Genomic DNA, 16981 nt, shown 5'->3' on the forward strand with positions numbered 1-16981 from the left:
CCGTCAGGCGACCGCAACGAGCTGGATCTCGAAGGTGAGGTCCTCGCCCGCAAGCGGATGATTGGCGTCGAGCCGCACCACGTTGTCGTTCACTTCCGTTACGACGAGCGCAATTTCGCGTCCATCTCCGCCGCTCGCCGTCAGGCGCATGCCTGTTTGCGGCTCGAGTTCCGGCGGAAGCTCGGTGCGGGGGATATCCTGCACAAGGCGGGGATCATGCTCACCATAAGCTTCCTGCGAAGCAATGGTCACGCTTTTCGTGTCGCCCGGTTCCATGCCAACGACTGCGTTTTCGAAACCGGCAATGACCATCTGGCTGCCGATCGCGAATTCTATGGGTTCACCGCCCTGGCTCGAGTCGAACACCGTGCCGTCTTTCAGTTTGCCAGTGTAATGCACCCGAACCTTGTCGCCATTCTGTGCTGCCATTTGCGTGCCTTTCCGCGCGGCCATGTCCTTTTGGCCAAGGTCCGCGCTATTGATGTATCAGCGGGCCGATCAGACCTGATTAAAACGAAAAAGGCCTTCAGGTGTTGCACCTGAAGGCCCCCAAATCATCGCCACACAAACTTTAACAGCCGAAGGCGGGCGTGGCCACCTTTCGGATCAATAAGTCCTGCGCCAAACGCGGCGGATTTTCGCGTCAACTTCCGGGCCCATCGAGCTCCAGGCTGTACGATCGCGCGTTGTGTCGGCGATGAACATGCTGTCGGAACGGCCGATATAGGGGCTCAGATCATTGAGCAGGCCGGGCGCTGTCGCGTCCGTGTTCACGCACCAGACATTTGCGGCGAGCTTGTAGGCGGGTCCAAGCGACATGATCGCCTGCTCCAGCGGGCCTGCGAAGCGCGCCTTGATGTCCATGATGATGAGGAAGTTTGCCGTTTCGGGCTGCTTGCGTCTGTCGACCTGGCCCTTGGCTGGGCCGTAGACACGGCGTTCATCGGCGGGCTGGGTGATAGAGGCAGGTTCCGCGAAGGGCCGATCCTGTTGCCCGGGTTCATCCGCCGCAGCAACGGGATCGGCCTCGTCGCGTTCCGTCAGATCTGTGTCTTCCGCCCTGACGGCAGTTTCATGCGCCGCTTCCGCGGGGGATTGGGGCTGCAGCGCTTCCGGGTCAACGCTCGCGTCTGCATCCGGTTCCGCTTCAGGCTGGGAAAGATTTCGAAGAAGTTCGGCGAAAAGCGGCAGGTCGATCGCATAGCGCCACATGCCGGCGCCGGCGGGTGTTCCTTCGGGCGCGAGCAGGCTGTGCTCCGCGACACGGCCTTCGGCGACATAGGTCTTCATCGTTTCGAAGCTGTAGGGCCCGTAAACGCGGTCGCCATACTTCAACACCCACCGTTGTGCGGCGGCATTGTCGACGCTCGGCTGGGACGATATTTCGTTTGTTTGCGCCATGTCGGTCTGCGCCATCGCTCTTCATTCATGAGATTGGAGGATCGCTCGCGCGACCCTTGAACCGGTTTTCTGTTTCTATTTTTAGAGAATTTTGGTTACCGCAACGTCAACGCGCGACGCTTGCCGGGGTCGGGACAACGAGGCAAAGTCCCCTCCGAAGCGCATTAGAAGCGCCAATGATTAATAGATTTTAACGGGAAACGCCGATGACCGAATTCTGCAAGGCCGAGCGCGACGGGCACATGCTCATCGTCACCATCAACCGACCTGAACGCATGAACGCCCTGCATCCACCGGCGAATTTCGAGCTGGAAAAGATTTTCGACGATTTCGCCGCCGATGACGACCTGTGGGTTGCGATCATCACGGGTGCGGGCGAACGCGCCTTCAGCGCCGGCAACGATCTTCGCTGGCAGGCCGAAGGCAACAAGATGGAAGTGCCGAAGTCGGGCTTCGCCGGTCTCACCTCGCGCTACGACCTGAACAAGCCGGTGATAGCGGCGGTCAATGGCGTTGCGATGGGCGGCGGGTTTGAAATCGCGCTTGCCTGCGACCTTATCATTGCGTCGGACAACGCTGTTTTCGCTCTGCCCGAGCCGAAGGTCGGACTGGCCGCGCTTGCGGGCGGTCTGCACCGGCTGCCGCGACAGATCGGCACCAAGCAGGCGCTGGGCATGATCCTTACCGGCCGCCAGGTGCCGGCGAAGGAGGGGAAAGAGCTCGGCTTCGTGAATGAAGTGGTTCCCGCTGCCGAGCTGCTCGACGCCGCGAAGCGCTGGGCAGGCCTCATCATGGAATGCTCGCCCATGTCCATTCGGGCGTCCAAGGAATCTGTCTATCAGGGGCTCAATGAAGCCAATCTGGAAAAGGCCGTCACCGGGAAGTACCCGGCGGTTGCGGCGCTTTTCAAAAGCGAGGATCTCATCGAGGGTCCGCGCGCCTTCGCCGAGAAGCGCAAGCCTGTCTGGAAGGGCAAGTAGGCACGCAATAAAGAACCGGCCCTGCTGCGGGGGGAGCAGCAGAGCCGGCCTCGACAGGACCAGGCCCCAAGCGGGGGGCGGCGGAGCCCGGTCAGCAGATCAATTGAATGCGGCGGTGGGCGCGTCGGCCACGCCGGGGCGAAGCATGGCGGGATTGTTTTTCTGGATCGCGGCGAGGAAGGGCGCGGGTTCGCCGAGAGGCGGCAACTCGGCCTCAGCCACGTTCCTGAAGGTTCTGGCGTCAAGGTTCACCCAGAGATAGGGCCGTTCGCGCGACTGCCGCTTTATCCACTGATAGGGAGCATCGGACCAGGCGACGATTTCCCAGTTCTTGTTGTCGAGAACGAATTCCCCGCGATCGGTTTTAACGACAAGAACCGCGTGGCCGTCGCCATTCCATTCGCGCACGACGGAGAGCAGCAGGTTTTCCGGCGCCCAGCCGCGCTCGATCAGGAGCTTGCGCTTCATCAGCGCGAGGTCTTCGCAATCGCCGCCACTCGCGGTCGGGTAGGCCCACCATTCGGCGCGCTCATAAAGCGCGGAATCGGAGACCTGGGGGATCGAGCGGTTGACGTAGTCGTTGACCTTGTTGAGCTCGGCCCAGCTTTCGGGCGTCAGCGCCGTATCCTGCGGCATGTTTGTGCCACCGCCGCACTCATCGGGATTGCGCACGCAGAAGCCGATATAGCCGTAGGGCGCCATGACCCGCTGGCCCTCCGGCATCGAGGCGACAACCAGTTGCACGCTCGCCGTTTCATCAAAAAAAGAGGGGCCGATGCTGCCGACCTGGCCGGGCGCCTGACAGCCGACCATTCCAGCAGCGACACTCACCAACGCAACGATACGCAACCACGACATTTCCGTTCACCTCAACAACCGACCCCGCCTATCGGGTCGCTGAGGTGCACAATGAAGCCAATGAATTTGCGTCTGTTTAAACGTGTGAAACGTCTTTGACGTAAATACGGATCAAAGTGGATTCAGCTTTTCATAAAATTTGAATCGTTTCTGTTTGAGTAAAATTTCGACCATTCACTCACACAGGAAAAATATTTTTCTTTCAACCACTTAGCCGACACGAATGTTTCAAGTGGAGGCAATGATTTGCCATAGGCGGGTGTTTCGCGAGACACTTTTACTCCTGCGGGATTTTTTGCGAAAAATTGTCGCAGCGCGGGTTTCTGCCGTTTTCAGGAGGGGTTTGCGCCGTTGAATGTCTCCGAATCCGCATTCAGTGTCTCACGCACGCCTTTAATGGTTAAGAACCTTTCCTTCCGCTTCGTATTCGCGAAGGCGGGTTGGGAAAGGGCGGCGAGGGCGGCGGCGCGAGTCTTTGCCGCTTCGATCAGCGTGGCGAGGGGCGCGGTCTCATCCAGGTAGCCCACAGCGACAGCTTCGGCGGGAGCGTAGATGCGAGCCTGGGTGACGGCCTCCGTCAGCCGGTTCCGTGCCAACCGGTCCCGCGCGAGCTCGAGGCCAAACACCGGCATGGTCATGCCGATGGCCACTTCCGGCAGGCCAATCTTGAAATCACCCTCTGCGCCGAGGCGGCTATCGGCGGCAAGCAGCAGCAAGCCGCCCGCAGCGAGGGCATGTCCGGTACAGGCGATGACGACGGGCAGGCGGAATTCGTAGAGGCGCATGAGAAGTTCGGCACCCGCAGTGACGAGCTTGCGCACATTGTCGGGGCCAGAAGCCATGACCTCAAGGTCGAAGCCGGCGCAAAAGCGCTTCTCCCGGCCGGCAATCAGCACGGCTTTCGCTTCGTTCTCGGCGCGGTCAAGCGCGGCGTTGATCTCGCCGATCATGGCAAAGCCGAGCGCGTTGGCGCGGCCATCATCCATGGTCAGAATAGCGATATCGTTTTCGATGACGGTGGAAAGAATAGATCCGGTCATGTTGCCCCCCATTTGTTTGGGGCACTCTAGACCGGCGCGTTCCTAGCCGAAAGGCCGGGAAAGTGCGTTGGAGTGCTCGGGCACATTCGTGAACTGGATGCCGACGCCCTCTTCGGTGTGACGCACGATGCGGCCTTGCATTTTGCCTATCGAGACCTGGGTGCCGATCATGGGACGGGGATCGATAGCCACCTGCGCGCCACCCAGCGACATATCGATGATGCGGCATGGAATGGACGAGCCGTCCGTCATCGTCAGCACCGAGCTTTCTTCCAGACCAGCCTCGCCCGGCACGTAGCGCGCGAAGGCACGACGGGCTGACACGTCGATCTTTTCGCCGCGGGCAAGGGCTTCAAGCCGTTGCTGCAGACGCTCGCGGCGCGGGCCGCTGATCGCGGTTTCGATGGCGAAGCCCCCGTCGAAGACGCGCACGATCTTTCCTTCGAAACGCCCGAAATCGTCGATATACACGATGATCTGCGCCCCTATCTGGAGCGGGACGGGCGACGAAATGGCGATGCCACCAATCGAAATATCGCGAAGGGCGCATTGATGTTCGGAGCCGTCGGGAGCGAGAAAGCGTCCGGGCGTTTCCACGGCAACCCGTGGATAGCGGCGGCGCTCGTCTCCGTTCCTGTCTGATTCCTGCTCTGGCTGCATCGGGTCGCCTGTAATTTGGTGGCGCTGAGGCGCCGAATCTCCGGCCAGAGTACCCGCGTCACGGTTAACGATTTTTTACCGGGGTGGTGGCGGACTCGAATATTTTCCAGCCGAACCGAAGCTTTTGGACCGACTTTCAACAAAATGACGCTTGCGTCAGCTTCCGCTATTCCCGACAATCGTGAAAATTCCGATCAGTCACGCTGATTGCAGGAAATCGGCAGGGAGCCGGCCATGAATGGAGCCGCGCGCCGATGTTGCCGCACAGGCATCAGACGTCGCGGCGGGCGGTACCGCGAACGGCAAAACAACAAATAACTGGAAACAAGCGTATGAGCGATTTCGACTACATCATCATCGGTGCCGGCAGCGCGGGATGCGTGCTGGCGAACCGCCTGTCGGAGAACCCGGCGAACAAGGTGCTGCTGCTCGAAGCAGGCTCGAAAGATTCCAATTTCATGATTCACATGCCGGCAGGCGTCGGCAAGCTGATCGGCACGGATCTCGCCAACTGGTGCTACGACACGGAAGGCCAGCCCCACCTGAACAACCGCAAGCTCTATTGGCCGCGCGGCAAGGTTCTCGGCGGGTCGTCCTCTATCAACGGCATGATCTATATTCGCGGTCATGCGCGCGATTACGACATGTGGCGTCAGCTTGGTCTGGAAGGGTGGGGCTTCTCCGATGTTCTGCCCTATTTCCGCCGGTCGGAGGGCAATGAGAACGGCAACAGCGCCTTTCATGGCGGCGAAGGCCCGCTCGGCGTCAGCAATCCGCGCAAGACCAATGTGCTCTTCGAGTCCTTTGTCGAAGCGGGCAAGCAGGCGGGGCATCCCTATACGGAAGATTTCAACGGGCCGCAGCAGGAAGGCGTCGGTCCTTACCAGCTCACGATCAAGAACGGTCAGCGCTGCAGCGCCGCCAAGGGTTATCTCGTGCCGGCCCTCAACCGTCCGAACCTCAAGATCGAGGTTGAAGCGCTTACTTCACGCGTGATCTTCGAAGGCAAGAAGGCAGTCGGCGTCGAATATACGCAGAAGGGCGAAACGAAAGTCGCACGTGCGGCGAAGGAAATCGTCGTCTCCGGCGGTGCGGTCAACACGCCGCAAATCCTCATGCTTTCGGGCATCGGCAAGGGCGAGTATCTGCGCAAGTTCGGCCTCGACGTGGTCGCGGACCTACCGGGCGTCGGCCAGAACCTGCAGGACCATCTTGATTGCGTCGTCATCAACGAATGCACGCAGCCGATCACACTGCACAGCACGGTCAGCAATCCGCTGAAGCAGCTGATGAGCGGCATGCAGTACACCTTCTTCAAAACCGGCCTTGCGACGTCGAACGGTCTTGAATCCGGCGCTTTCCTGAAGACGCGGCCGGAGCTCGAAATTCCCGATATCCAGCTTCACTTCGTGGCCGCAATGATGCGCGATCATGCGCGGATAAAATCTGATCGTCACGGGTTCACGGTGCACATCTGTCAACTTCGACCGGAAAGCCGTGGCTATATCGGCCTCAAATCGACCAACCCGTCCGATTATGCGCTGATCCAGCCGAATTATCTGGCGGCCGAATACGACCGCAAGGTGATGCGCGACGGTGTGAAAATGGTGCGCAATATTATTTCGCAGCGCGCGATGGACCCCTATCGCGGGCCGGAGTTCTGGCCGGGTGCGGGCAAGCAGTCGGACGCGGAAATCGATGCGTGGATCCGCGAAACCGCGGAGACAATCTATCATCCGGTCGGCACCGCCAAGATGGGCACGGACCCGATGGCTGTGGTCGACGCGAAATGCCGCGTTCATGGGCTCCAAGGGCTCCGTGTCGTCGATGCCTCCGTGATGCCGACACTGGTTGGGGGCAACACCAATGCTCCGACGATCATGATCGCGGAAAAAATTTCCGATGACATGCTCGGCAAGGCGCCACTGCCGGCCGAAAATGTGACGATTGCGGAAGACCGTATCGGCAACGCAGCCTGACGGACGTCTCCCAAGAAGACAAAAGCCGGTGTCGAAGGACACCGGCTTTTTTGCTGTCTGGTTTCAGGTGGACGCAGACCTATCCGTGGCCTTCGTCCCCGCTGAGCACATTTTTCACAAGGCGCAGATAGGATCGTTCGCTTCTGAGTGGCGGCGTGCGGCCGGCGTGGCTGGCGATGCTCGAAATCGCTACCGGCGGTTTTTCGGCAACGATCCGGCGCGCAACGGTTTCGGCGGTGGGCTTGCGCTTCGGCATACGCTCCGGGTCGAGACGGCGCAGGCGGTCGATCCATTGACGAGCAAGCAAACGGTCGCCTATCCATTGGAACTGGTCGATCGGGACGGCGGCACCGAGAACGCGCGAGATAGAGCCGTCTTCATGCGCAAGCGGCAGCAGGATCATCTCGAAAGTTGCTTCGCGCTTGTCGTTGGTCGCTGCGGTATATTCTACAACGCTGATGGTTGCGTTGTTCGCCACATCGTCCAGCGCCTCTTTCAGGTTTTCCACGCAATCGTCCTGCCACATGGAAAGCATGTTGTGGCCGCGGAACTCCATCCCGTAGACGCTGCAAAGGCCGGTACCGGCCAGGCGGAAGCGGTAATCATTCCGGTCTTTCCGCTCGAGAATGAACACATAGGGCAGGATGCGGCGGATGCTGCCGGGCTCGATTTCGGCACGGCGCGGCGCCGGACGGCCCGCGCGGAGGGCGTTCCAATAGTCGAACAGCGCCTGATTGGTCTTGTGCTTCATACTCGTTCCCCTGCCGGCCTGGTCCCGTTCCGGCTGGAGAAAACCCCCGATTGCCCCAAAACGAGATACTAGCTCATTCCCTGCGGATCGTCCCGTTTCGGGTCTCACCGTCTTCCGCTGGTTCGCTCCCGGTCTTCGTTTCGATCCGGTACGGCGTTTGGCGCCGGTCCCCGCGGACGTGGGTGGAGGAGCAGAAAACATGCCAGCCGTTAACGCGTGACGGGAAGGGCGCGGCGCGGATGGAGTTTTATCAATTAAATCAGGAGGTTGTTTCGCGCTTGGTCAGGGAGGGGGAAGCGTAAACGTTAATTTCCGGGACAGCTCGTACCGGCGCCGCGTATCGAAAGGAGCGTCAGTAAGGGGTGCTCAACATCCGTTTCGACCGGCACGGCTTCTGCATTCTCTCCCGCAGAACTCTCAACGACGCAGGCCAACGTGCCCTTATGGGCCGGGAGTGTCAGGAATGAAGACGATGAATTTCCCCCTTACCAGCGGCCAGCTGGCTTTGACTTCGATGGTGGCTGGTGCCGCCCTGTTTCTTTATGCGTTCGCGGGCACGGCGCAGGCCGGTTCGTGCGGCGGCGGCTGCACGCCTCCTCCGCCCCCGCCGAGCCATGATTGCGGCTGCGATGGCGGCGGCAAGGGTGGCGGCAAGAACTACAACAAGAATTACAACTACAACTACAACAAGAACACCAACGTCAATAACAACACCAATACCAACACGAACAACAACCACAACGAGAACAACATCGATGTGATTGTGAACGTGAACAATCAGGTGAGCGCCACCGCGACGGCGATCGCGAATGCCAATGCGGCGGCGGACAGCGCCTCGTCGGCCCTCGACCGTACAAGCTCGGTTGCCGTCGGCAATGGCAGCGGCGGCGGATATGGCGGCGGCGGTTCCAGCTTCTACGTCTCCGCGCCCCAGGCGGCACCGATGGGCTCGCTCAATGTCATCGTCCGCACCGCGCGCGTTGTGAAGCCGGTCAAGGCGATCTGCGTCAGCGCGAAGGGTCTTGAAGAAGCCGCGCGCATGAGCTCCAACGTCACGGAAGTCGATCCGGCCGATGATATCGAATTGTTCCATTGCGTTGCCGGCGACATGCTTGTGGCCACGCTGGGCCGCATGGCCGGCAAGGACGAAAACGCACGCGCAGATTACACGGGTGGCTATGTCATCGAGTGCCGCGCCGGCGAGGCCCTGCGCCATGGTTCGAACGGGATGCTTGCCTGCGTGCCGCAGCAGAAATATGGCTACAGCGAAATTCCCGCGCGCACTCGCATGGCCTATGCGGAAGTTCTCATCCGCAAGAACGAACGCGGCGAGGAAGTGGCCGCCACGGGCGGCGCCTTCTTCTCGGGCGGTGTGGGCTACTAAATCAGACAACCGGGGTGGGGATCACCGGGGGCACGAGGAACGGGGAGAGCGAAAGCTCTCCCCGTTTTCGTTCTGGCGCGGAGCAAAGAAAAGCTCTCGCCGATTCCGCTGTCGCATTGCGAGGAATGTGAAGCCGCGAGACGGAAAACAGCGAGAGCAAGGGACGAACGGCGGAGGGGCAGCCGCTCGCGGTCTTGCCTGTGTTTACTCAACCCGTTCCCAGGTTTGCGAACGGCTCATTATTCCCTTGGAGCCGGTGACCTCAAGTTTCTGCCCGCCATCAAGGAGTGTCGCGCTCGCGTTTGCTGTCTTGCCGTTGGCGGGGCGCAGGATGGTGCCGCCGGTCCATTCGTTGCCTTTCGGCTTCACGTCCCAGAGAATAATCATGCCGACAAGCGGCTGGTTCTTCAGGTCACCGTCGCATTGCGAGCAGACGGTCTCACCGTCGTCCAGCAGTTCGATGATCTTCCCCTCAAGCGCACCATTGGCGTCGGTGATCTCCACGACGGTTTTTGGGGCGCCGGTATCGGGATCGAAGGTCCGCCATTTGCCGAGGGGCGAGGGTGTGTCCGCTGCTGCGGGTATCGCAAACGCCGCCACGAGGAGCAGCGTTGCAGTCAAACCACGTAAAGCCATGTTTCTCTCCCCTGCGATCTTTGACATGTGTAGCACCGAACAAGCCGGAAGGCCGGTTCAAGTCTAGCCGCGTTTCATGAATCGTCTTATTCGATCCGTTCCCATTTCTGCGTAACGCGGAGCGGTCCCCGGCCGGTTGTCATCTGAAGGGCTGCGCCGCCCGGCACAAGCTCGAAATAGGCGGGGGAGACCATGCCTGTCGCGGGGCGAAGCAGGGCGCCGCTCCAGCCTTGTCCGTCCTGTCTTGCGTCCCAGATGATCTTCATGCCGGCGAGCGGCTTGTTGTGATTTTCGCCGGAGCAGCTCCAGCAGACCGCATCTTTCGGTCCGTCCGCGAGTTCCACTATATGGCCCTCAAGCGCGCCGCCTTTTTCCTCGATCTCGATGATCATGTGGGGCTGGCCGCTCTGCGGATGATAGATGCGCCATTTGCCGCCCGGCGACGATGTGTCGGCCGCGGCGGGCTGCACCGCCGAAAAGGTACAGGCACCCGCCAGCAGCAGCGCCGCTCCAAAGCCTCTGACTGTCATGTTTTTCTCCCAGCCGTTATATTGGCATTGTGTGTGCCACTATAACACCGCTCACACGGGCCGCCAAGAGGTTATGGCAGTCGGTGTGTCTATTTATTTTCGAGCTCGGCTGCCTCGTCCGCCCGTTCCCAGACTTGGGTGCGGCCAAGCCACGAAATCCCGACATAGCCCCGCACGTCGAGCTTCTCGCCTGCTTCGTCCATCTGGAGAGAGGCGCTGTAAATCCGGCCATTGCTCGGATCGAGAATTTTGCCATCGGCCCATTGGTCGCCTTCGCGCTCAAAACCCCAAAGGACGGTCATGCCTTCTATCGGCTCACCTTTCAGCTCCCCCGGGCAACTCTTGCAGATGGCCGGTCCTGTCTGATTTTCCTGATCAAGCACACGGACAACCTTGCCCTTCAGTTCGCCATTAACTTCGCTTATTTCGACGATGCCTTTCGCACGATCGGATTTATCGTCGATCACCCGCCAGGTGCCCACAGGAGTTTCCTGCGTAACCGCCTGGGCGAGGGTGCCGAGCGCAGTGTGGGAGACGACAGCAACAAACACGGCGGATCCCACGGCGATGAATGTGTGACTGGCAAACATGTTCATTGTTCCCATGAATTCACGAAACGCCCCTTACGCTCCGGATTTCTTGGTTGTGAACGCGGGGTAAGGCTTCCAGTTCCGTATCGGGGTGCTATATATGCCGCAGGCAGGGACGACCCTGCGTGAGGCGCTTCACAGGCCTCATCCCATCGCGGGGACGGCCTCGCTTCTTCCGGAAGGAGAGGCGGCATGGCCTGGATTTATCTTCTCATTGCAAGCGCGGCAGAAATCGTCTGGGCCTTCACGTTGAAGGCGAGCGAGGGCTTTACGCGGCCATCGATGATTGCACTGAATATCGCGGCGCTGCTGGTGGCGGTCTGGTTTCTCGTGCAGGCGATGCGTACCCTGCCGCTCGGCACTGCCTATGCCGTCTGGACGGGTATAGGCGTCGTCGGTGCCGCCATACTCGGCGTTATTCTTCTGGGAGAGAGTGCTTCGCCAGCGCGGCTCGGGGCGATTACCTTAATCGTCGCCGGGGTCGTGATGCTCAAAGTGGTGGAGGGCTAGGCCGGCCGTCCGGCGGAAAAAAGGGGGAGGGCACAGCCCTCCCCAAGTGGTCTTCCGGAATGAGACGAAACTCAAAAAGGCCCCGTTCCGGTTGGCGGGCAAAGCTCCGCCGTAGCTCTCAAGGTTCGACCGGAGGCCGCCGGGCCGAACAGGCTTGAGGGGTTGAACCGGCGGCGGTGCCGCCGGTAATGCTGTTTTGGTCAGAGGATCAGTAGGCGCCGCCGCGAAGGCCGCTGTCTTCAAAGGCGAGCTCGCTGTAGTAGGCGTAGGGTTCGGTTTCCGGCTGCTTTGCCGCCATGCGCGCGGCGGGCTTTACCTTGGCGCCGGGATTGGCCTGGCGGTAGTCGATCTCGCCCATCGGGTCCTTGTTGCCAGGGAAACGGGCGCAGTCGGCGGGCTTCACGCCGTAGAGCGGAACGAGGAGCTTCAGGACCGCACGTTCGACAACCGCACGCACCGCGAGCTGGATCGGCTCCTGGGCGCTGGAGCCCACACCGAGCGAGAACAGGTTGCCGCCGAAGAAGTCGAACACACCAGCCTTGATTTCGCGGCCGACGATCTGCTTCTGGTAGGACACATAGTCGACGACTTCGAGCGTACGGCTGTTCACGAGGCGCAGGTCGAGGCCGATATTCATGACGTAGGTTGCGGCCGACGCATTCGCCGCAGCGCCCATATCGCCGCCTTCGGCGTAGGAGCCGTTGATGCCGCCGGACTGGATGTTGAAGTTCAGTTCGGTGATGCCGCCGACGAGATAGTAGTCGCTGCCGCGGATTTCGCCCGCATAGATCTTACGGTATTCGCCGTCGACCGCGTCGCCGATAAGCTTGTTGTTCGTATATTTCATCTCCAGTTCGGAGATCGACGTGTCGTAGCGCTCCACCAGCGGCACACCGGCCTTGCCGAGCGCGGACATCGCCATCAGCGAGGCGCCCTGAGTGACCTTCATGCCGGTGCCGTCGGCTTCGGCCTTGCCCGTGTAGTCGCGGATGTTGCCCACGGCGATACGCGTCGTATTGGCTGCGGACGGCACGTGGCCGGCGAGGCAGCGAAGCGCGCTGGAATAGGGGGTTTCGTTGGTGATGACGGGTGCGTTGCCGATCGGCGCCACGTAACGGCCATCCGAACCCGCATTGGCGCTGACGCAGCCGGTGAGGGCGAATGCCATGGCGAGGGCGCCTAGCGTACGCTTGGGTGCTCCCTTCTTCTTCGCGATCGACAGAACCGTTGTAAGCACTTTGGCCTCCTGGTGGTCATCGGTTGGAGGTCAGCGCAGGCGATCATTTTTTGATCTTGCTCGGCGCGCCGCCGACCGGTTGGTTGCAGGCTTGATTGCAACCGGCATGCCAGCGCTTACCTTTCGTTAAGAACCGCAGAAAACCTCGGGTTTTCAATGGCACAGACCGATGATCCGGACCAGGGCAGGCTGGCGCGAAGCCGCTTCGTTACGGGTCTGGCACGGCCCCGCGTCCCGCTTCGATACGCCAAGGGTTCATTGTGCCAATGCCGGGACAGGGCGGGCGGGGTTGCGGGTTGGATGCGTGCGGGCGACACTCCGCGCAGTGGAATTCAGACAGATGAAGTGGACGAAAGCCTTGGCTACCCTCGAATTTTTCTTCGATTGCTCCAGTCCGTGGACCTATCTCGCCTTCGCGCGAGTGGAGGCGGTGGCCGAACGGACGGGAGCCACAATCGAATGGCGGCCGATCCTTGTCGGAGGGGTCTTCAACGCGGTTAACGAAAGCGTTTACGAAGCACGCGCCAACCCGCACCCGGTGAAGGGCCGCTACTACGTCAAGGACCTTAGGGACTGGGCACGCTATTGCGGCGTGGAGATCGGCCAGCCGCCGGTCTTTCCGGTGCGGTCGGTGGATGCCATGCGGGCCGCCATTGTGGCGCAGGACGAGGGCAAGCTTCCGGCTTTTGCCTGGGCGACCTTTCGCAGCTATTGGGGCGAGCTGAAGGACATCAGCCAGCCGGAAGTGCTGGAAGAGATCTGCAATGAGGTGGGCCTCGACTGGAACATGGTTAACCAGCGCATCAAGGAAGAGAATGTGAAGGGGCGGCTGCGGGCGAACACGGAAGAGGTGATCGCGCGGGGCGGGTTCGGTTCGCCGACGATGTTCGTCAATAAGACGGATATGTATTTCGGCAATGACCGGCTGCCGCTCGTCGAGGCTGCGCTCGCCAATGGCTGAACCGCTGCCGTCCGATACCGAAGCGCGGCGCGAGCCGCCGGCCTTCAACGTGCCCGGACCGGTGGGTCTGCTGCTTGTGCTGATTGTGGGCGTGTTCCTCGCGATGAGTTTGCTGCCGCCGGAAACGGTGGAGCAGGCGATCCTGCTTTTCGCGCTCTTCCCGGCGCGCTATTCGCCGCAAGCCTTGTCGCTTTACGGAGAACTTCCGGGTGGCTTCGGGGCGGAACTATGGACCCCCGTCACCTATACGTTTCTTCATAGCGGCTGGGAGCATCTGATTGCGAACGGCGTCTGGCTACTTGCATTCGGGACGCCTGTCGCAAGGCGTTTCGGCGCTTCGCGATTTTTCATTTTCTATTTCGCCTGCGGCGCAGCGGGCGCCTTTCTCCATGTGCTGCTTTATCCCGGATCGCCGATCCCTGTCGTGGGGGCCTCGGCCGCCATATCGGGGTTGATGGGAGGAGCGGCGCGGTTCGTCTTTCTCGCCGGCGGCCCCCTGGGTGGACTTGGCGGCCGGGGCGGGCACTCAACGCGGCGGGCCGGCATACTCGCGGCCCTCGCCGACAGGCGAACGCTGATCTTTGTCGGGCTCTGGATCGGGGTGAATTTTCTTTTCGGCGCAACGCCGCTCAGCGGCGTGCTGGGGGTGGCCGGGCAGGTTGCGTGGGAGGCGCATCTGGGCGGCTTCCTTTTCGGCTTGCTGCTTTTCGGCTTTTTCGATCCGCCGCGGATGTCGCCTTCCGGCGGGCCCGGCAATGTCGGCTATGGCGAGTGGCTGAACCGCTTCGACTAGATGCGTGTTGAATTCGGATCGGGCTGAACCACATAAAAGAAAGGCCCTTTATGAAGGGTTCTTTTCAGGAGGAGGTCCAATGAGCGACACATCCGCATATCCGGGCGCCGGGCCGGAGGATGAGCGTACCGTTCACAGCGATGACGCATCGTCTGGCCGCAAAGAATTGTGGATTCGCTTTCTCTACATGATCGCGTTCTGGTTTCTCGGCAATGTTGCTTTCTCGGTTGCGATCTTTCTGGGCGCGGTGCAATTCATCGTCATTCTCGTGACGGGCGAAAAGAACGAGGAACTGCGGAGCTTCAGCCGCAATCTCATTCAGTATGTCTGGGAGTGCCTGGCCTTCGTGACGTTTGCGCGTGAGGAAAAGCCGTTTCCTCTCGGCAGGTTTCCGTCGGTCACGAACCCCGCGTAAATCCGTCCAGTTTTTTCAGGCCCGCTGGCGTCAACAGGCCGCGCAGGACCGCTCCAGCCGTTACGTTGAAGCGCTTCTCCGCGGCCTCGGCGCTGATGTGAAAGCCGGCGAGTTCGAGGCTGCTCAAGCCGTGAACCGCGGCCCATAAGGCATCCGCCAATATTTCGGCCTCGATGTCGGAGGGCAGACTGCCGTCGGCGACACAAGCCTCCACTGCATCCAGCAATGTCTGGTACGAGGGATGGCGCGTGATGCTGCGCGCGGGCGGTTCGCCTTCTGCCTGATTGCTATGACGCAGCGATGCGGGCACCGGCAAGGTGGCGCTGATCATCAACGCATAATAGGACGGGTTTTTCAGGGCGAAGCTACGATAGGCGCGAGCGAGATCCGCCAGCCAGAGCAGGGGCTCCGGGTTGCGCGGAACGGCAAGTTCTGTCGCCGCGAGACGATCGAACGCCTCTTCGAAAAGCGCGGTGATCAGGCCTTCCTTGCCGCCGAAAGCCGTGTAGACCGCCATGGTGGAGGTGCCGACTTTCGTTGCGAGCTTGCGCAGGGAGATGGCGTCCGGCCCGCCGAGCATCAGCATTTCGCTTGCGGCATCGAGAAGGGCTTCGCGTTGCGCGGTGCGGCGATTGTCGGCGGCGGGGGACGTTTCGTTGCTCATGGGCCTTTCTATCGAACAGGCTTGACCTCAAGTCCAGCGCTAACTATAACGAGATTATAACACTGTTATGGATGCTGCGCCATGCGTGCGGCAGAGGGCGAGGAGAGCCACCATGTCGAAGCCTTATCCGAACAATCCGTTTCTACAGGCGAATTTTGCGCCGGTGCAGGCGGAGTGCGATGCGCCGGACCTTGTGGTGGTGGAAGGGGAGTTGCCGCGCGAGCTGACGGGCACGCTTTACCGCAATGGACCGAACCCGATGTTTCCGCCCCTCGGCAACCAGCATCACTGGTTTCTCGGTGAAGGCATGATCCATGCGATCCGCGTGGAGGACGGGAAGGCGAGCTACCGGAACAAATGGGTGCATACGGAGCAATACGAAGCGCAGCGGAAGGCGGGCAAGCGCCTGCTGCCGACGGGCTTCGGCGAAGCGCCGGTGGAGGGCGCGGAGAATGTGAAGCGTAATGTCGCCAATACCAATATCGTCTGGCACGCCGGCAAGCTGCTGGCGCTGGACGAGGGAAATTCGCCGGTGGCGATGGATGGCGACACGCTGGAAACGGCGGGGCCGTGGACCTTCGAGGGAAAATACCAGGGGCCGATGACGGCGCATCCGAAGCTCGATCCGCGCACGGGCGAGATGCATTTCTTCGGCTATATGGCGGCAGGCCCGGCGACGCCCGATATTTCCTACCAGGTGGTGGACCGCAATGGCGCGCTCATCCGCAGCGACATGTTCAAGGCGCCTTATGCGAGCATGGTGCATGACTTCATCGTGACCGACGAGCATGTGATCTTTCCGATCTTTCCGGCGACGATCGACGTCGACCGGATCATGAAGGGCGGACCGGTGATCGCATGGGACCCCGATGCAGGCTCGCATATCGGCATCATGGCGCGGGACGCGAGTGTCGATACGATCCGCTGGTTCAAGGGCGACCCCTGCTATGTCTATCATCCGATGAACGCATGGACGACGCATGAAGGCGGGCGCACGCGGGTCATCGCGGATGTGATGAAGTACAGCCGCGTGCCGCTCTTTCCGAATGCGGATGGCAGCAAGGCGCCGGCCAGTCTCACCGACGAGCAGAGCCTGTTGGTGCGCTGGACGTTCGATCTCGACAGCAATTCGGATTCCTACACGGAAGAAGTTCTGACCGATCTCGGCGGCGAGTTTCCGCGCTTCGACGAGCGGTTTGCGGGACACAAGAACCGGCATGGCTATTACGCCGCGATGCGGCGGCCGAAGGAAGCGCCGGGTGCGTCCTACGACACGTTTGTGCATATCGATCTTCAAAGCGGCAAGCGGCGTGAGTGGGAGCCGGGTGTAGGGAGGTATGTGCACGAGCCGGTTTTCGTGCCGCGCAAGGAGAGTGCGGCGGAGGGTGACGGCTTTCTGGTGTCGCTCTGCTACGACACGGCGCGAAACATCAGCGACTTCATCGTTCTCGACACGGACGATATTTCCAGGGGCCCGGTGGCGCGAGTAGAGCTGCCAATGAGGGTGCCTTTCGGCTTCCACGGGAACTGGCGAAACGGGGCATAAAAGCGGGTTATCCCCGCGACTGTCATCGAACCGTCATCAAACTGTT

19 protein-coding genes are annotated in these 16981 nt (G+C 60.9%); 8 read left to right on the plus strand and 11 right to left on the minus strand.

Features of this window, described 5'->3' with window-relative positions; genetic code table 11:
* Positions 1 to 3: 3 nt before the first annotated feature.
* Both PLAV_RS13365 and PLAV_RS13370 read right to left on the minus strand, forming a co-directional pair.
* Entirely contained in the window at positions 4 to 429 is a 426-nt protein-coding gene (locus PLAV_RS13365) for an FKBP-type peptidyl-prolyl cis-trans isomerase (protein WP_143710223.1), read from the minus strand.
* Between the two features lie 177 nt (positions 430 to 606).
* Positions 607 to 1416, minus strand: coding sequence for a hypothetical protein (locus PLAV_RS13370; RefSeq protein ID WP_012111559.1), 810 nt, complete (start codon positions 1414 to 1416; stop codon positions 607 to 609).
* A 191-nt stretch (positions 1417 to 1607) separates the two neighbouring features.
* Between PLAV_RS13370 and PLAV_RS13375 the strand changes: the two genes are divergently transcribed.
* On the plus strand, positions 1608 to 2381 hold the full coding sequence (locus PLAV_RS13375; RefSeq protein WP_012111560.1) for an enoyl-CoA hydratase-related protein: 774 nt from the start codon (positions 1608 to 1610) through the stop codon (positions 2379 to 2381).
* A 99-nt stretch (positions 2382 to 2480) separates the two neighbouring features.
* On the opposite strand, the gene PLAV_RS13380 is transcribed toward PLAV_RS13375, so the two are convergent.
* From PLAV_RS13380 to PLAV_RS13390, 3 genes are all read right to left on the minus strand, one after another.
* Positions 2481 to 3239, minus strand: coding sequence for a transglutaminase-like cysteine peptidase (locus PLAV_RS13380; RefSeq protein WP_012111561.1), 759 nt, complete (start codon positions 3237 to 3239; stop codon positions 2481 to 2483).
* A 332-nt stretch (positions 3240 to 3571) separates the two neighbouring features.
* On the minus strand, positions 3572 to 4279 hold the full coding sequence (locus PLAV_RS13385) for a crotonase/enoyl-CoA hydratase family protein (RefSeq protein ID WP_012111562.1): 708 nt from the start codon (positions 4277 to 4279) through the stop codon (positions 3572 to 3574).
* 42 nt (positions 4280 to 4321) lie between these two features.
* Entirely contained in the window at positions 4322 to 4939 is a 618-nt protein-coding gene (locus tag PLAV_RS13390) for a PilZ domain-containing protein (RefSeq protein WP_012111563.1), read from the minus strand.
* Positions 4940 to 5271: 332 nt separating this feature from the next.
* Between PLAV_RS13390 and PLAV_RS13395 the strand changes: the two genes are divergently transcribed.
* On the plus strand, positions 5272 to 6918 hold the full coding sequence (locus tag PLAV_RS13395; RefSeq protein WP_041536013.1) for a choline dehydrogenase: 1647 nt from the start codon (positions 5272 to 5274) through the stop codon (positions 6916 to 6918).
* Between the two features lie 79 nt (positions 6919 to 6997).
* On the opposite strand, the gene PLAV_RS13400 is transcribed toward PLAV_RS13395, so the two are convergent.
* A complete protein-coding gene (locus PLAV_RS13400; RefSeq protein WP_012111565.1) occupies positions 6998 to 7669 on the minus strand; it encodes a PAS domain-containing protein in 672 nt (223 codons plus the stop codon).
* A 463-nt stretch (positions 7670 to 8132) separates the two neighbouring features.
* On the opposite strand from PLAV_RS13400, the gene PLAV_RS13410 reads away from it, so the two are divergent.
* Positions 8133 to 9053, plus strand: coding sequence for a hypothetical protein (locus PLAV_RS13410; protein WP_012111566.1), 921 nt, complete (start codon positions 8133 to 8135; stop codon positions 9051 to 9053).
* A gap of 204 nt (positions 9054 to 9257) precedes the next feature.
* Here the strand turns inward: PLAV_RS13410 and PLAV_RS13415 are convergent, their stop codons facing one another.
* The 3 genes from PLAV_RS13415 to PLAV_RS13425 form a co-directional block, all read right to left on the minus strand.
* Entirely contained in the window at positions 9258 to 9689 is a 432-nt protein-coding gene (locus tag PLAV_RS13415) for a DUF2147 domain-containing protein (RefSeq protein WP_012111567.1), read from the minus strand.
* An 86-nt stretch (positions 9690 to 9775) separates the two neighbouring features.
* On the minus strand, positions 9776 to 10219 hold the full coding sequence (locus PLAV_RS13420) for a DUF2147 domain-containing protein (RefSeq protein ID WP_012111568.1): 444 nt from the start codon (positions 10217 to 10219) through the stop codon (positions 9776 to 9778).
* Between the two features lie 89 nt (positions 10220 to 10308).
* Complete coding sequence (locus PLAV_RS13425; protein WP_012111569.1) at positions 10309 to 10809, minus strand: DUF2147 domain-containing protein; 501 nt, start codon at positions 10807 to 10809, stop codon at positions 10309 to 10311.
* A gap of 192 nt (positions 10810 to 11001) precedes the next feature.
* Between PLAV_RS13425 and PLAV_RS13430 the strand changes: the two genes are divergently transcribed.
* Entirely contained in the window at positions 11002 to 11319 is a 318-nt protein-coding gene (locus tag PLAV_RS13430; protein ID WP_012111570.1) for a DMT family transporter, read from the plus strand.
* A gap of 208 nt (positions 11320 to 11527) precedes the next feature.
* Here the strand turns inward: PLAV_RS13430 and hfaB are convergent, their stop codons facing one another.
* Positions 11528 to 12556, minus strand: coding sequence for a holdfast anchoring protein HfaB (gene hfaB, locus PLAV_RS13435; protein ID WP_012111571.1), 1029 nt, complete (start codon positions 12554 to 12556; stop codon positions 11528 to 11530).
* Between the two features lie 340 nt (positions 12557 to 12896).
* Here hfaB and PLAV_RS13440 point away from each other — a divergent pair, with 340 nt between their 5' ends.
* From PLAV_RS13440 to PLAV_RS19050, 3 genes are all read left to right on the plus strand, one after another.
* On the plus strand, positions 12897 to 13517 hold the full coding sequence (locus tag PLAV_RS13440; protein WP_041536015.1) for a 2-hydroxychromene-2-carboxylate isomerase: 621 nt from the start codon (positions 12897 to 12899) through the stop codon (positions 13515 to 13517).
* The gene (locus PLAV_RS13445; RefSeq protein ID WP_012111573.1) at positions 13510 to 14310 is read left to right on the plus strand and encodes a rhomboid family intramembrane serine protease; all 801 of its coding nucleotides are present in this window, start codon (positions 13510 to 13512) and stop codon (positions 14308 to 14310) included. Before PLAV_RS13440 ends, PLAV_RS13445 begins: the two co-directional genes overlap by 8 nt.
* A gap of 79 nt (positions 14311 to 14389) precedes the next feature.
* Complete coding sequence (locus tag PLAV_RS19050; RefSeq protein WP_012111574.1) at positions 14390 to 14725, plus strand: DUF4389 domain-containing protein; 336 nt, start codon at positions 14390 to 14392, stop codon at positions 14723 to 14725.
* On the opposite strand, the gene PLAV_RS13455 is transcribed toward PLAV_RS19050, so the two are convergent.
* A complete protein-coding gene (locus tag PLAV_RS13455; protein ID WP_012111575.1) occupies positions 14709 to 15389 on the minus strand; it encodes a TetR/AcrR family transcriptional regulator in 681 nt (226 codons plus the stop codon). The two genes, PLAV_RS19050 and PLAV_RS13455, sit on opposite strands and share 17 nt — an antisense overlap.
* Before the next feature lie 112 nt (positions 15390 to 15501).
* Between PLAV_RS13455 and PLAV_RS13460 the strand changes: the two genes are divergently transcribed.
* Positions 15502 to 16935 carry a carotenoid oxygenase family protein gene (locus PLAV_RS13460; RefSeq protein ID WP_012111576.1) on the plus strand — a complete coding sequence of 478 codons (1434 nt, stop codon included), beginning with the start codon at positions 15502 to 15504 and terminating at the stop codon, positions 16933 to 16935.
* Positions 16936 to 16981: the final 46 nt, after the last annotated feature.

Source organism: Parvibaculum lavamentivorans DS-1 (assembly GCF_000017565.1).
Classification (GTDB): domain Bacteria; phylum Pseudomonadota; class Alphaproteobacteria; order Parvibaculales; family Parvibaculaceae; genus Parvibaculum; species Parvibaculum lavamentivorans.

What these genes read in the sequence shown, in the direction of transcription:
- PLAV_RS13365 (WP_143710223.1), bottom strand. Translation starts at nt 429, where the DNA reads ATGGCAGCACAGAATGGCGACAAGGTTCGGGTGCATTACACTGGCAAA.
- PLAV_RS13370 (WP_012111559.1), bottom strand. Translation starts at nt 1,416, where the DNA reads ATGGCGCAGACCGACATGGCGCAAACAAACGAAATATCGTCCCAGCCG.
- PLAV_RS13375 (WP_012111560.1), top strand. Translation starts at nt 1,608, where the DNA reads ATGACCGAATTCTGCAAGGCCGAGCGCGACGGGCACATGCTCATCGTC.
- PLAV_RS13380 (WP_012111561.1), bottom strand. Translation starts at nt 3,239, where the DNA reads ATGTCGTGGTTGCGTATCGTTGCGTTGGTGAGTGTCGCTGCTGGAATG.
- PLAV_RS13385 (WP_012111562.1), bottom strand. Translation starts at nt 4,279, where the DNA reads ATGACCGGATCTATTCTTTCCACCGTCATCGAAAACGATATCGCTATT.
- PLAV_RS13390 (WP_012111563.1), bottom strand. Translation starts at nt 4,939, where the DNA reads ATGCAGCCAGAGCAGGAATCAGACAGGAACGGAGACGAGCGCCGCCGC.
- PLAV_RS13395 (WP_041536013.1), top strand. Translation starts at nt 5,272, where the DNA reads ATGAGCGATTTCGACTACATCATCATCGGTGCCGGCAGCGCGGGATGC.
- PLAV_RS13400 (WP_012111565.1), bottom strand. Translation starts at nt 7,669, where the DNA reads ATGAAGCACAAGACCAATCAGGCGCTGTTCGACTATTGGAACGCCCTC.
- PLAV_RS13410 (WP_012111566.1), top strand. Translation starts at nt 8,133, where the DNA reads ATGAAGACGATGAATTTCCCCCTTACCAGCGGCCAGCTGGCTTTGACT.
- PLAV_RS13415 (WP_012111567.1), bottom strand. Translation starts at nt 9,689, where the DNA reads ATGGCTTTACGTGGTTTGACTGCAACGCTGCTCCTCGTGGCGGCGTTT.
- PLAV_RS13420 (WP_012111568.1), bottom strand. Translation starts at nt 10,219, where the DNA reads ATGACAGTCAGAGGCTTTGGAGCGGCGCTGCTGCTGGCGGGTGCCTGT.
- PLAV_RS13425 (WP_012111569.1), bottom strand. Translation starts at nt 10,809, where the DNA reads ATGTTTGCCAGTCACACATTCATCGCCGTGGGATCCGCCGTGTTTGTT.
- PLAV_RS13430 (WP_012111570.1), top strand. Translation starts at nt 11,002, where the DNA reads ATGGCCTGGATTTATCTTCTCATTGCAAGCGCGGCAGAAATCGTCTGG.
- PLAV_RS13440 (WP_041536015.1), top strand. Translation starts at nt 12,897, where the DNA reads ATGAAGTGGACGAAAGCCTTGGCTACCCTCGAATTTTTCTTCGATTGC.
- PLAV_RS13445 (WP_012111573.1), top strand. Translation starts at nt 13,510, where the DNA reads ATGGCTGAACCGCTGCCGTCCGATACCGAAGCGCGGCGCGAGCCGCCG.
- PLAV_RS19050 (WP_012111574.1), top strand. Translation starts at nt 14,390, where the DNA reads ATGAGCGACACATCCGCATATCCGGGCGCCGGGCCGGAGGATGAGCGT.
- PLAV_RS13455 (WP_012111575.1), bottom strand. Translation starts at nt 15,389, where the DNA reads ATGAGCAACGAAACGTCCCCCGCCGCCGACAATCGCCGCACCGCGCAA.
- PLAV_RS13460 (WP_012111576.1), top strand. Translation starts at nt 15,502, where the DNA reads ATGTCGAAGCCTTATCCGAACAATCCGTTTCTACAGGCGAATTTTGCG.